General features: G+C 52.4%; 10 protein-coding genes. 3 read left to right on the forward strand and 7 right to left on the reverse strand.

The window, feature by feature from the left end; translation table 11 throughout:
• The first annotated feature begins 175 nt into the window (after positions 1-175).
• Entirely contained in the window at positions 176-1,126 is a 951-nt protein-coding gene (locus QMN38_RS07140) for a sugar-binding transcriptional regulator (RefSeq protein WP_048214728.1), read from the forward strand.
• A gap of 49 nt (positions 1,127-1,175) precedes the next feature.
• Here the strand turns inward: QMN38_RS07140 and QMN38_RS07145 are convergent, their stop codons facing one another.
• Positions 1,176-2,648 (reverse strand): apiosidase-like domain-containing protein, encoded by a 1,473-nt coding sequence (locus QMN38_RS07145; RefSeq protein WP_323604760.1) that lies wholly within the window; start codon positions 2,646-2,648, stop codon positions 1,176-1,178.
• Positions 2,649-3,052: 404 nt separating this feature from the next.
• On the opposite strand from QMN38_RS07145, the gene QMN38_RS07150 reads away from it, so the two are divergent.
• Positions 3,053-4,399: a glycoside-pentoside-hexuronide (GPH):cation symporter gene (locus QMN38_RS07150; RefSeq protein ID WP_063940731.1), complete on the forward strand. Its 1,347-nt coding sequence runs from the start codon at positions 3,053-3,055 to the stop codon at positions 4,397-4,399.
• Between the two features lie 97 nt (positions 4,400-4,496).
• On the opposite strand, the gene QMN38_RS07155 is transcribed toward QMN38_RS07150, so the two are convergent.
• The 6 genes from QMN38_RS07155 to QMN38_RS07180 all read right to left on the reverse strand — a co-directional run bounded on the left by QMN38_RS07155 (position 4,497) and on the right by QMN38_RS07180 (position 11,794).
• On the reverse strand, positions 4,497-5,585 hold the full coding sequence (locus QMN38_RS07155; RefSeq protein WP_323604761.1) for an ABC transporter permease: 1,089 nt from the start codon (positions 5,583-5,585) through the stop codon (positions 4,497-4,499).
• A gap of 1 nt (position 5,586) precedes the next feature.
• Positions 5,587-7,113, reverse strand: a complete 1,527-nt coding sequence (locus tag QMN38_RS07160; RefSeq protein WP_323604762.1) for a sugar ABC transporter ATP-binding protein — start codon at positions 7,111-7,113, stop codon at positions 5,587-5,589.
• The gene (locus QMN38_RS07165; RefSeq protein WP_271455025.1) at positions 7,113-7,721 is read right to left on the reverse strand and encodes a DUF2291 family protein; all 609 of its coding nucleotides are present in this window, start codon (positions 7,719-7,721) and stop codon (positions 7,113-7,115) included. Before QMN38_RS07165 ends, QMN38_RS07160 begins: the two co-directional genes overlap by 1 nt.
• An 11-nt stretch (positions 7,722-7,732) precedes the next feature.
• Positions 7,733-8,674, reverse strand: coding sequence for a D-ribose ABC transporter substrate-binding protein (locus QMN38_RS07170; RefSeq protein WP_271455026.1), 942 nt, complete (start codon positions 8,672-8,674; stop codon positions 7,733-7,735).
• 117 nt (positions 8,675-8,791) lie between these two features.
• A complete protein-coding gene (entD, locus tag QMN38_RS07175; protein ID WP_323604763.1) occupies positions 8,792-9,454 on the reverse strand; it encodes an enterobactin synthase subunit EntD in 663 nt (220 codons plus the stop codon).
• Between the two features lie 48 nt (positions 9,455-9,502).
• Positions 9,503-11,794, reverse strand: coding sequence for a TonB-dependent siderophore receptor (locus QMN38_RS07180; protein WP_323604764.1), 2,292 nt, complete (start codon positions 11,792-11,794; stop codon positions 9,503-9,505).
• 251 nt (positions 11,795-12,045) lie between these two features.
• Here QMN38_RS07180 and fes point away from each other — a divergent pair, with 251 nt between their 5' ends.
• Positions 12,046-13,263, forward strand: coding sequence for an enterochelin esterase (gene fes, locus QMN38_RS07185; RefSeq protein ID WP_323604765.1), 1,218 nt, complete (start codon positions 12,046-12,048; stop codon positions 13,261-13,263).

The raw sequence follows: 13,263 nt of genomic DNA on the forward strand, positions 1-13,263 counted from the left end.
ATTATTCATGATATAAAGATATGCCTTGTCTGAGGGTTTGTCTACGCCTTGTAGCAGCAATTTTTGGCGAAAAGAGAAAAGGATCACACTAACGCGATAACCGGAAAGGCGCAGATGACTTGTTATCTATTCAGGTATGAATAAAAATAACAGGCAGTTTACCAGGGGGAATGCTATGTCAAAGCAGGATGAACAGCGGTTGCTGGTTAAGATAGCCACACTTTACTACGCCGAAAATAAAAAACAGTCTGAAATCGCCACGCTGCTGCATTTGTCGCAGTCCTTTGTCTCCCGTGCCTTGACGCGTTGTCAGAAAGAAGGGCTGGTGAAAATCACCGTCGTACAGCCGACCAATATCTTTGTCGAGCTGGAAAAAGCCATTGAAGAGCGGTTTGGTCTTCGCCAGGCGATAGTCGTGGATGTTGGCGACAACCCCAGCAGTACGCAAATTAAGCATGCCATTGGCAGTGCGGCGGCACATTACGTTGAAACTCGTCTGCGTGCCGAAGACCTGGTCGGTATTTCCTCCTGGAGTAGCACCATTCGCTGCATGGTTGATGAAATGCACCCGCAAAATATTCGGGCGGCAGGCGTGATCCAATTACTGGGCGGCGTGGGGCCAAACGGCAACGTGCAGGCCACGATTCTGACGCAACAGCTGGCGGCACACCTCGGCTGCCCGGCCTGGCTGTTGCCTTCTCAAAGTATTGAGCATTCGGTGGAAGAACGTTCTCGGCTGGTTAACAGCCCGGACGTGGCGGCGGTCGTCGAAAAATTTGCTGAAGTGGATGTGGCGATTGTCGGCATCGGGGAGCTGGAACCTTCTCAATTGCTGAAAAATTCTGGAAACTATTACAACGAAGAGATGCTGCGACTGCTGGCCGAACGCGGCGCGGTCGGGGATATCTGTCTGCATTATTACGACGCGGCAGGCAATCCGGTACTCAGCCATGAGGAAGACCCGGTTATCGGCATGGAGCTGGCGCAGATCCGCGACTGCAACCATGTGATAGCGTTGGCGGGCGGGGTAGAAAAACAGAATGCGATCCGTGGCGCGCTGCAGGGGAATTATATCGACGTACTGATCACCGACTACCCGACAGCGCGCAATCTGGTTAAAGGGTGACGCCGCGGCGAGTCAAGTTATCGCCAGCCCCTGAGGCTGGCTGTAGTCATCAGAGTTTTGTTAAGCGTAGAGCAATCCATGGCTTAGCCGGTAGATCCAGCTTGTCACCGTGTTGAATAACCCCCGCAACCGGCGTGATCGTCATGGCCCAGGTATCAATGATATCGACCTTCCACGCCGTATTCTCCGGCAACATAGTCATCATCTTGTAGGCAGGGCAATGTTCGCCAAAATAGAACAGTCCCCAGTTGCCCTCGCAGCTTATCCCCATCGACGTATCCCAGTGGCTGCCCCACGGGTGCGGCGCCAGGCGTTTGGCCTGCCCTTCCTCAAGGATGTTGCGCAAAAAAGCGATGCGCGGGATGCTTGCTCCTTTGAGCGTGCCGCCATGTGACCACCAAATAATCTCATCTTCATTCAGGTATGTTTCGCCGTGAGTGACATAGCCGCCGAGTATTACGCCATGCCAGAACAATGCAGTCATTTTTTCTCCGGTGATATTGCCCCAACCGAGATCGACATTGCCTTCATAGCAGCATTCGTCAATGACAATGGGTTTGGCAAATGTCTGCCGCCATTCCGGGACAAAGTGCATATCGTGATGCTGGATGCTGGCGTGGGTGAGCGCGGGATTGTGATGATCGTACCAGTGCGCATTTGAGCGGTAGTGGATCGGCGGGTTGTGCCAGTTATGAATGGAGATCATGTGCGAAGAGGGATCCTCTCGTTTGATTTGCGCTATGGCGGCATCCCAGAATGACATCGGTTTTTCTTTCAGCAGGTCGAACTCATTGGCCAGCGACCACCAAATATTTTTAAACGATGCGAGGCGTGCCACCACGTAGCGGAGATAGCGGCGATCGGTCTCCTGCGACATGGCGGAAAATCCCCAGCGGTCGTACGGATGAAAGAGGATCAAATCCACCTCAATATTCAGTTCATCCAGCTTTTGTATTTGACTCTCCAACTGGGCAAAAAAGGTGGTATCGAAGCGGGTAAAATCAAATCCTTGGTCGAGGGTACCCGGAAAGGGGAAGCGCATCGGTTCCTGCAGATTGTAGCGATAGTGTTTAGGAAATACGCACATGCGAATTTTATTGAACGGACTCGCCGCCAGCGATGCCAGCGTTTGTTGCTGTATATCGTCCGGTTGATAGTTCCAGACGTAGGCCGTGGTACCAAAAGGATAAAACGCATTGCCATTGGCATAGCGGAAGTGCCCGTCGCCATCACGCTGTACCGGGCCGGTTAACTGTGTTTCAGGGACGCAGGTAAACGTTCCTTCGACAGGGGACTGCGAAGGAATATTTGAGCTGATGCGATAGTGCCAGACGCCGGGGATATCCGGCATAAAGCGCAGTATGAACTGACCGTTACCGTTGTAAAAGCCCCAAACCGTGCGGGATTCTTCACCGCAGGTAAAGGTGGCTGATAGCTCGGTGTCGGTAAAATGGCGAGGATCGTCAACGTCCGTGACCTGATACTCAAACCGCCCCCACAGGGCAATACTTTGTTCGCTCATAGCACCTCTCTTTTGGAATATATATTCCATTGTGATTTTATATTCACGATGAGGGTAAGTGAGGTTACCGTTAACATTCCACTGTTAAGGCGAATAAATGAGCAGACGATCACAAAAACGCCGCCATTTCTGCTGATTACTGTGAGATTTTTACTGTGAGGCTGAAAAGAGTAAGCGTTATCTGAATGACGGGAGAAACGGCCAGCCAGCATAAACGTCTTGTTTATTAATAAGATGACATTTCGCCACTAGATGACGGCGCGGTTAGGAGCAAAAGAATGAGGTTAATTGTGATACTGGTAACAATGTCACGACTAACTACTTGCCAGCGCTAAATTCGTGGGCTTAACCTTTATGTGAATAGTAATTCGATAATGAATATATATTCATAAAGAGGGTTTCTCATGAAGCAACAGCATAAATTGAGTATCAAAGAGAAGATCTGTTATGGGTTAGGTGATTCGTCAGCGAACATTTTTCTTGGGATGACGATGATGTTTTTGCCCTATTTTTATACCGATGTTTTAGGGATTTCGGCAGCGGCGATGGGGATATTGTTTATTGTTGCCCGTCTGGTTGATGCCTTCTATGATCCATTTATCGGTAATATCTCCGATCGCACGCGGACAAAGCACGGCTCGTATCGTCCTTTTTTGCTTTGGTTGGCGATCCCTTATGGTATTTCCTGTTTTTTAGTCTTTCTGGCGCCGGACTTTTCACCCACTGGAAAGCTAGTCTATGCAGTGATTACCTATCTATTTCTGATCCTGATGTATGCCTCCACAGTGGTGCCGTATGTGGCGTTGTTGACGACACTCACCGCCGATCCCATGGATCGTTTAAGCGCCAACTCCTGGCGTTTCCCACTGGCTAAAATGGCCTTTCTTATCTGCTCAATGGTAGTGCCGATTTTCGTCGCCTGGTATGGAAAAACCGATGAAGCACGCGCCTACATGATGGCGATGAGCTTTATTGCCGTACTGGCCACGGCATTTATGCTGCTCTGTTTCTGGGGAACAAAGGAGCGATATCAGGTTAGCGTGGAAACGGATAAAGTCCCGTTTACCAAACAACTGGGAATTATGCTGAAAGCGAAACCGGTGGTTGTTTTCTATCTGTTCAAAATTACCAGCTCCATTGCTTTTGTAATTAAAGGCAGTGTGACTATTTATTTTGTGAAGTATTTCCTGAATCGTGGGGATGGCTTTGTTTCTGGTCTGCTTTCGGCTACAGCGATTGCGGGGATCATTGCGCCGATGATTGCTATTCAACTGATTAAGCGCAACAAACTCTCGAAATTAGGTACGCTGAAGGTGGCACAACTGGGCGGTGGCGTGGCGGCATTATGTCTCTATTTCGTTAACCCTGAACAAATCTCACTGGCATGTGTTCTACTGGTGCTGTCGGTATTGATGGCTGAACTTGGCTCGATTACTGCCTGGGCGCTGCCTTCTGATTGTGCCGACTATTGTGAAGACAAATCCGGCGTCAGAATGTCTGGGGCTGTCGCTGCCGGTACGCTCTTTTCGATGAAGGTTGGTCTGGCGCTGGCGGGTGGGATGGTTGGGCTAGTGCTCTCCCTTAGCGGTTACAAAGCGGGTGAGGCGGTGTCATCGGAAACGATGACGGCGATTATGTTCTTAATTGCCGGGATCCCTGCAATTTTCCATGCCATTAGTTTGGGATTGCTGATGATGTTTAAACTGGATGATAAGGTTTCGGCAGGGCAGGCTGAAGCCGTCATGAAATAAAATTTCCCCACTGCCGGATGGCGGCGCATTATCAGGCCCATATGTCATACACGACCTGGGCCTGATAAGCGCAGTGCCATCAGGCGTAATTTCAGGGCTACTGACTTTCCATCGCCGCCTTTTGCGCAACCACTGCGGCTTTTTGCTGCATCCGGTTTTGCATCTGGTCGATAATGACCGCGACAATAATCACGATGCCCTTAATCACCATTTGCCAGAACTCGCTGACGCCCATCATCACCAGACCATCGGCCAGAAAACCGATAACGAAAGCGCCAATCAACGTGCCTAAGATGGTGCCACGACCGCCGGCCAGCGACGTACCACCAAGTACAACGGCGGCAATGGCGTTCATCTCAAATGCTGTACCGTTGGCCGGATGACTGGCGGAAAGTTGTGCTGAAACAACTATTCCGGCAATTGCAGCACATAGTCCAGACAGGGTGTACACCCAGATTTTTACCTGCCTCACTTTTACGCCGGACAGTTCAGCAGCGCGTTCATTATCGCCGATGGCGTACACGTGGCGGCCAAAGGGCAGACGGCGGGCAACGTAGGCAATAACCAGCGCCAGCACAATCATCATCCAGATGGCCCACGGAATACCAAACAGAGTTCCCGCGCCAATTTCATCAAAACCGGTGTTACCCAACTGTGGATTGCCGGAAAGTCCGGGGAATGTTTGTCCGTCAGAGGTCAGCATCGCCGCGCCGCGCAATACGTACATGGTGCCCAGCGTACAAATAAAAGGTGCGACGTTATAGCGCGTAATAATCCAGCCATTTGCTGCGCCAATCAATCCGCCAATCAGCAGTACGACAGGTACAATCACCCAGACGCTGGGGAAGATAGCGATGCCAAACATGGGCAATACAATGCCTTTGGTGATCAGCCATCCGGCAATCATGCCGCACAGCCCAAGCGTAGCGCCAATCGAGAGATCAATGCCGGCAGTAATAATGACAAAGGTGATTCCCAGCGCCAGAAACGCGTTAATGGCGATGTGCTTGATCATAATGACCATGCTGCTGCCAGAGAGGAATCCGGGGACGGTGAAGGCAAAAAATCCGACGATCAGAAACAGCGCAATAAAGGTACGTAATTTCAGGATCAGCAGCAGGATATTTTCCCGCGAGAAGGTGACACCGGCTCGCGGTGCGACGACGGCAGATTGTAGTGTTTTCATGTCAGAACCCCTGAGCACTTGCGGTGACCAGCTCCGATTCTTCGGCACGATCGCGAGTAATATCGGCCGTGAGCTTGCCGCCAGACATCACCAGAATGCGGTCAGATACCGCCATAATTTCTTTTAAATCCGAGGTGGAGAAGACAACGGCAATACCCTGTTGTGAAAGCTGTACCATCATGCGAAACACATCGGCTTTCGCGCCAACGTCAATGCCGCGTGTGGGCTCATCAAGGAACAGAATTTTGGGATTGGTAAGTAGGGAGCGACCAATCACCACTTTCTGCTGGTTACCCCCGCTCAGGGCCTGGATTTCAACATCCGGTGAAGACACTTTGATCGACAAATTACCAATTGTGCTGGCGACGACGGCCTCCTCATCTTTGCGGGCGATGGCAAAACCGCGCTGCAGGCGACGCCACAGGCTGGCAATAGTCAGATTGCTGGCAACAGAAGAAATGGGGAAAATGCCTGTGCGCTTGCGATCTTCCGGTACCAGACTCATTCCCATACGAATGCGGTCGGCGGTGGTTAAGCGCTGTGGAACTGGCTTGCTGTCGAGCCACAGTTTACCGAGGTAGTTGCGCTCAGTACCCAGCAAGCACTCGAACAATTCGGTTCGTCCGGCCCCCATCAGTCCATAGATACCGACAATTTCGCTCGCGTGGACGTTAAAGGTGACGTCGTTGACCACCGCATTGCCAGCGGCATTGACGCAGGTAATATGTTCCGCTTCGAGAACCGGCGCGCCGAACGAGCGACTTGGCTCAAGAAAATTACTCACCGGGTCGCTGCCCAACATTTCGCGCACAATCCACGGCACATCGATATCGCTAACTCTGGCTTCGGCCTGGAATTTGCCATCGCGTAAAATGGTGATCACATCGCCAATCGCCATCAATTCTTCGAGTCGATGAGAGATGTAGATTATCGAAACGCCCTGGCGAGTCAGTTCGCGAATCACGCGAAACAGGATCTCGACTTCGGTTTTACTCAGCGCCGAGGTGGGTTCGTCGAGGATTAGAATGTCAGCGTCCTCCGCCAACGCTTTGGCGATTTCAACCAACTGTTGCTGTCCAACTTTGAGATTGCCGACCAGATCGCGGGGTGAAATGGGCTGATCGAGCCGGGTTAGCAGCTCCGCAGTACGCTTCTCCTGTTCGGCCTCATCAATGGGGGTCATGCCTTTTTGGATCTCCCGACCAAGGAAAATATTTTCCGCGACGGTGAGATTCTCAAACAGGTTAAGTTCCTGATGCACCATACCAATCCCGTGCGCCGCGGCGTCCCGGGTATTGGCGAAGCGAACAGGGTTGCCATTGAGCGTCATCTCGCCGCTGCTGGGCTGCTGAACACCGGCGAGGATCTTCATCAGCGTGGATTTCCCCGCACCGTTTTCGCCAATAATCACGTTGACCTTACCGCGCCACACCTGATAATCCACGCTGTCCAGCGCAATCGTGCCGGGAAACAGCATTGAGATGGCATGTGTGCGCAGGATGATGTCATCTGCTGAGGAATTATTCATCAGTGTGCCTCCTGTTCTAGCGCTAACGCTGCCGCGTTTTCCGCTTTTCCAGCACTCAGCGTTACGGCGAACAGTACCGTGGCACGCTTCCCTTGCCAGCTTTCGTCCACTGCGGGCAAGTGTTTTACCGCTTCGCGGTTATACGCCCGGGAAAGCTGGGCAAACTGAACCTGGTTAGTGAAGTCTTCAAACTTAAACCCACTTGCATCGCGAATGGCATTGCCGCGCATCACCGGGCCTATTTGGATGGTGACAGGGGCGTCATTGACCCTCATCACAATGCTTTTCTCGCGCGCATTGGTGGTGTCGACGTTCTCAATCTGACTGGTCAGGCGTACAAATACGCTCTCGGCGGTGGGTGAGGGCGTCTTCAGGCGTGCGCTCAGCGCTGACGCATCCAGAGCGTGTTGCTTTGCCGCATCCAGGACGCGGGATTGCCAGGTTTGTTGCGCGATCTGCTCGGGTGTTTGATTGTCGAAACTGGCTTTGGCCTGTGGGTCGGCCGGGATGATGGGGTTGCCGTTTTCGTCGAGGTCAACTACCGTGCAGGCCGTCAGCAACAGGGTGGCGCACCCAACCAGTGCAGCACCCCATTGTGTTAACGACATAGTGCCTCCGCTTAGTGGCTCAGGTTGAATTTACTCAGCTTGCTGGCATTGGTTTCATCAATCAGCACGCAATCCATGAGCTGTTTTTCTTCTTTCTGCGCTTTGCCGTTTTTCAGGTAGTAATCAGCCTGCTCAACCGCCATTTGTGCCTGCTGCCAGCCGGGTTGAAGGACGGTCGCTTTAATGTTGCTCTTGTTGATAATGGAATCTCGGGTGTAGTCGCTGCCGTCAAAACCCACCACGATGACATTGTTTTTCCCAGCAGCCTTCAGGGCAGCCTCTGCGCCCAGCGCCATGGTGTCGTTGCCGGAAATGACGCCGACGATATCAGGGTTGGTTTGTAAAATAGCTTCCATACGGGTAAACGCTTCAGTTTGGCTCCAGTTCGCCGTTTGCTGGGCGACCATTTTCATATCCGGATAGTCGTCGAGCACATCGTGATACCCCTGTGAGCGCACATGCGCGTTGGTGTCGGACTGGCGTCCCAACAGCTCAACGTACTTGCCTTTTCCATCCAGTAGTTTGGCGAATTTCTCTGCGCCGAGCTGCGCGCCCTGGTAGTTGTTCGACACGATTTGCGCGACTGCGATGCCGGTCTTATTAATTTCACGATCGATGAGGAATGCAGGCACGCCCGCCGCTTTGGCTTTTTCCAGTGGACCAACGGTGGCATCGGCGCCCGCGTTATCGAGAATGATGGCTTTCGCTTTTCGGGCTATGGCGGTCTCAATCAGTTGGTTTTGTTTATTGACATCATCATCATGAGAGGCGACCAGCGTGGTATATCCCAGCGCTTTCGCTTTGGCGACCGCGCCGTCGGCTTCGGCTTTAAAGAACGGGTTGTCGTGTGAAGGGGTGATAATCGCAATCAGTCCGTTGTCGGCAGCATACAGCGAACCCGATGCGGTAAGGATCGAGGCCAGTAATACGGATTTAATCAGGGTCTTGTTCATCTTTTTCTCCACTTTGAATATTTATTCAAATATGATTTATTATTCAAATTAACGATAAGTCGAGATAATCGAACTGTCTACGATTTGCGCAGCTAATTTCTTAAAAGGAGAAAAGGATCACGATCCTGACAGCGTGGGTACACACAGGGTAATGATGTTTTTATCGCGTTGAAACCAATGCACGTTAATTTCCTGATTGGCGAGGTTAGGCGAAAATGATGGCATGATTTGCAATGTTAATTGCTGATTCGTGAGTGCGGTAATTTTTGCGCTGGTGAAACCTGGTAACCCGGATGCCTGAGTGGAAAATGCCTTATACAGACTCTCTTTGGCGCTGAAGGCCAGAGTTAAAGCTAGCGGAAAGGGGAGTGACGCGAGAAGCAAAACCTGTCGCTCAGTGTTGTCGATAATGCTGTCAGCCAGCTCAACTGCGGTTTGTGGCATAAAAATAGCTTCTATATCCAGCCCAACGGGATGCGTCGATACTACCGCCAGCGCAGTTGATGCACTATGGCTGATACTGCCAAAGAGGCCATGTGGCCACAGCGGTTGTCGCTGCTCGCCGATGCCGGGCACCGTTTTGATGCCGTATTCACGTAAAGCATGTATTGCGGCGATACGTCCTGCCAGGTGTTCTGCTTTACGTTTACGTGCACCAGCGGTTAGCTGGGCATGGTGAGGGAGCCAGAGCAGATCGTGTTCGTGAAAGCTGTTGGGATCGAACTCGACCATGTGCAGCGTGTGGTCTGCGAAAGTGAGCGGTGTGTGCGTGGTGTGCATGATAGTTATAATTTCCCTCTCCTCGCAGCGAGGAGAGGGAAAGCGTTATCAGAAGTGGGTATTCACGCTCATGAACCACGTACGACCCGGTTCGTTATAGGTGTATGCGCCAGCGCCCGCCATATAATTACCGGTAACGATATCGCCAGTGGTCTGGGCATTGCCTTCACGCCACAGACGTTTGTCAAAGACGTTATCCACGCCGCCGGTCAGGCTGACGTTTTTGGTCACGTCCCAGGTCGCGCTCAGGCCGACGATGCTGTACGGACTCACTTCTTGTGCCGAGCTGCCGGTCACCGGTTTACCCTGATAATCGTATTTCTTCGGCTGCTGTTTGCCGTACCAGGTAAAGGTGGATTGCAGTGACAGATCTTCACGAGCCTGCCAGCTCAATGTTGAGTTCAGCGTGTATTCCGGAATAATCGACAGACGTTCGCCAGTCTCTTTATTCTTACTTTGCAGCATGTAAGTGATGTTGTTGGTCCAGTTAACGGTCTCGCTAACCGGTACGTTCAACGTCCCTTCCAGACCTTCCACCACCGCTTTAGGAATATTTTCCCACTGATAGATATCGGTATAGGTTGTGGTGGTCTTGCCCGTAGTTGCGTTTTTCTTGCTGATAGAGGTTCTGTCAAACGGTACCGTACCCGCTTCAATCTTGTTACGGTAATCGTTGCGGAACCAGGTGACGCCGGCCAGCCAGCCGTCACGTTTGAACTCCAGACCAATCTCTTTGTTGATGCTGGTTTCAGCTTTCAGGTCATCGTTACCCATCATGTAGCAACCAATGCCCGTCGCAGATCCGGTGGCATAGCAGCCCTGGCCTTTACTGTACAGAATGTAATTTGGGTTGAGTTGGTACAGGCTTGGTGCTTTATAGGCGCGCGCGATGCCCATTTTCAGCGTAAAGTCGTCGCCCAAACCCTGAGACAGGTTCAGCGACGGACTCCAGTTGTCGCCCACAATGCTATGGTGATCGAAACGCAGGCCCGGCGTCAGCATGGTGCTGTCGGTCAGCTCCATGTTGTTTTCAGCAAACAGAGAGAAGATCTCGGCTTTCGAATATGGGCTGCGATCGGTGCTGCTGTAGCCTGGAATATTACCGCCCATAAAGGTCTGCGAGTTAGACAGCATGTCCTTCATGCGCTGCTGGTTCCATTCAGTACCCAGCGTCAGGTTTTGATTGACCAGCAGATCCAACGGAATGCTGATCTCACTGTGCAGCATGACGTCATTCAGGTCGGCATCGACATATTTTTGTGAAGCATTCGGGTCGAAGATCCCCTCTGTTCCCCCGGCCAGACCTTCCGGCGTGCGAGAGTTACGCGTGTGTTCGTACTGCACCCAGTTGCTGGTGGTGACACCATTATCCCAGCCGCCGTTCCAGGTCAGCGAGTAGTTCTGACGGTACAGACGGTTAGTTTCTTTACCGTAGTTATCTTTCACCAGCTGGTTAGTGTTGGTATTTTGCGTGTCACCCGCGTACAGGTTGCCCTGGCGGCTATAACCCGCTTCCAGTTCCAGTGACTGAAGTGGGGCGAAATCCCAACGCACAATACCGTTGATGTCTTTGTTGATCACCCCTTCGCGACCGGCCGGTAAGGTATTGGAATACGTACCTGTACGTTCTGACTGATGGCCCTGGTTGATGTCCCACGCGTCTGCCTGGGTTTTGTCGAGGTTACCGTACAGACGGAAGCTGAAATCTCCGCCCAGCGGGCCATTCAGGCTAAAGTTGGTGCGTTTGGTCGAACCTTCGTCTTTGTGCTCCGGCGCGTTGAAATAGGTATCCCATGAACCGTGCCATTCACTACTGCCTTTTTTGGTGATGATATTCACCACACCACCTGCCGCGCCGTTGCCGTAGCGTGCTGCTGCCGGGCCGCGCAGGACTTCAATGCGTTCAATCATTTCTGGTGGCACCCAGGCGGTATCACCGCGGGTATCACGCTCACCACGCCACCCCTGACGCACTGAGTTGCGGCTGGTCACCGGTTTACCGTCGATCAAAATCAGGGTGTTTTCTGGCCCCATGCCGCGAATATCGATCTGGCGGTTGTTGCCGCGCTGACCGCTGGTTGAGTTACCAGTCAGGTTCACACCAGGCATGGTACGGATGATTTCCGAGACGTCGCGAGCCGGAGGGTTCTTACGAATTTCATCAGCGGTGATGGTTGAAACGCCTGGAGCCTGCAGGTTCTGCTGAGCGGCGGTGACGACGATGGTGTCTTCATGAGAGACGGCGGCGCTATCGGTTTTATCTTCTGCCATCGCGGGCAGTGCTACCCCGTAAATCCCTAAATTGACCAATAAGGCCAGTGAATGAATCTTGTTGTTCATTGTATGTCCTGCTTTCTTTTAGCCACGAGTACCCGTGTGCCGTTTTGGGCACCAGGCCTGATGTCGCCCGCATCTGCGTAAACCCTCCGTTCCAGAAAAAGTACGCAGCGCCAGGTCGGTTTATAAGTGGTGAAAAACTGTGCGCGCTTCCCACAGCGCGTCAATACGCTATTGCAAATGCAAATAGTTATCAATAATATTATCAATATATTTCACGCTCAGATATAAAATTTCACAATAAACATGGGGTTATGACGGTGACGGCGTTAATGATGGGAAGCGAGGCGTGGTGGCAGTCAAAAAATGGCCCGGAATGGGAGCGTGAAGACAACGGAGATTACCGCGTAACGTTCTGGTGGCGTGACCCACAGGGAACCGAAAAAGAGTCAGCCATTCGCCGGGTGTGGGTCTACATCACGGGCGTTACCGATCATCATCAAAATGCCGTCCCCCAGTCGATGAGACGTATTGATGGAACGAATGTTTGGTGCTGGAGCATTTCCCTGAGCGCTAACTGGCGCGGCAGCTACTGTTTTATCCCCTCCGATCGAAACGATATTTTTGCCTCACTGGCACCGGGTGAAACGCCCGATCGCACTGTGCTACGCGAAGGCTGGCGACAACTGTTGCCACAGGCTATTGCGGACCCTCTCAATACTCAAAGCTGGAAAGGGGGCCGGGGGCATGCGGTGTCCGCCCTGGAGATGCCAGATGCTCCCGTACAGCCGGGATGGGATCGCCCTGAAAACCCCGGCTCGCCCGCCGTATGCCTGCAATGGCACAGTGACCGGTTGGGTAATACGCGCCGGGTGTGGGTTTTCACCACCGGTGAAGCCAACCCGGAAGAACGTCCCCTGGCTATTCTGCTGGACGGACAATTTTGGGCACAGAGTATGCCGGTCTGGCCGGCTCTGACCTCACTCACTCATCGTGGCCAGCTTCCTCCCGCGGTATATCTCCTGATTGATGCCATTGACACGCCGCATCGCAGCCATGAGTTGCCGTGTAACGCTGATTTTTGGCTGGCAGTTCAGCAGGAATTATTGCCGCGGGTGAAGACTATGACGCCATTCAGCGACGACCCGCAGCGTACGGTGGTTGCCGGGCAAAGTTTTGGCGGTTTGGCTTCGCTGTATGCCGGACTGAACTGGCCGGATCGGTTTGGCTGCGTACTCAGTCAGTCCGGATCTTATTGGTGGCCGCATCGCGGTGGCCATCAGGATGGCGTGATTATTGAACAACTGAAGGCCGGAACGCTAAGCGTTCAGGGTTTACGTATTGTGCTGGAAGCCGGGACCCGCGAGCCGATTATTTTTCGTGCTAATCAGGCGCTATTTGCCCAATTTCCCTCTGCACCACAGTCTATTTTCTGGCGTCAGGTTGAGGGTGGACATGATGCGCTTTGCTGGCGCGGCGGTTTAATGCAAGGGCTGATGACGCTCTGGCAACCGCTCACTGACACGCTTTAA

This window comes from Citrobacter sp. R-1.5.2 (assembly GCF_035064245.1).
Lineage (GTDB): Bacteria > Pseudomonadota > Gammaproteobacteria > Enterobacterales > Enterobacteriaceae > Citrobacter.

Coding starts and splice junctions, on each gene's coding strand:
- QMN38_RS07165 (WP_271455025.1), bottom strand. CDS start 7,721: ATGTCGTTAACACAATGGGGTGCTGCACTGGTTGGGTGCGCCACCCTG.
- QMN38_RS07160 (WP_323604762.1), bottom strand. CDS start 7,113: ATGAATAATTCCTCAGCAGATGACATCATCCTGCGCACACATGCCATC.
- QMN38_RS07170 (WP_271455026.1), bottom strand. CDS start 8,674: ATGAACAAGACCCTGATTAAATCCGTATTACTGGCCTCGATCCTTACC.
- entD (WP_323604763.1), bottom strand. CDS start 9,454: ATGCACACCACGCACACACCGCTCACTTTCGCAGACCACACGCTGCAC.
- fes (WP_323604765.1), top strand. CDS start 12,046: ATGACGGTGACGGCGTTAATGATGGGAAGCGAGGCGTGGTGGCAGTCA.
- QMN38_RS07145 (WP_323604760.1), bottom strand. CDS start 2,648: ATGAGCGAACAAAGTATTGCCCTGTGGGGGCGGTTTGAGTATCAGGTC.
- QMN38_RS07155 (WP_323604761.1), bottom strand. CDS start 5,585: ATGAAAACACTACAATCTGCCGTCGTCGCACCGCGAGCCGGTGTCACC.
- QMN38_RS07150 (WP_063940731.1), top strand. CDS start 3,053: ATGAAGCAACAGCATAAATTGAGTATCAAAGAGAAGATCTGTTATGGG.
- QMN38_RS07180 (WP_323604764.1), bottom strand. CDS start 11,794: ATGAACAACAAGATTCATTCACTGGCCTTATTGGTCAATTTAGGGATT.
- QMN38_RS07140 (WP_048214728.1), top strand. CDS start 176: ATGTCAAAGCAGGATGAACAGCGGTTGCTGGTTAAGATAGCCACACTT.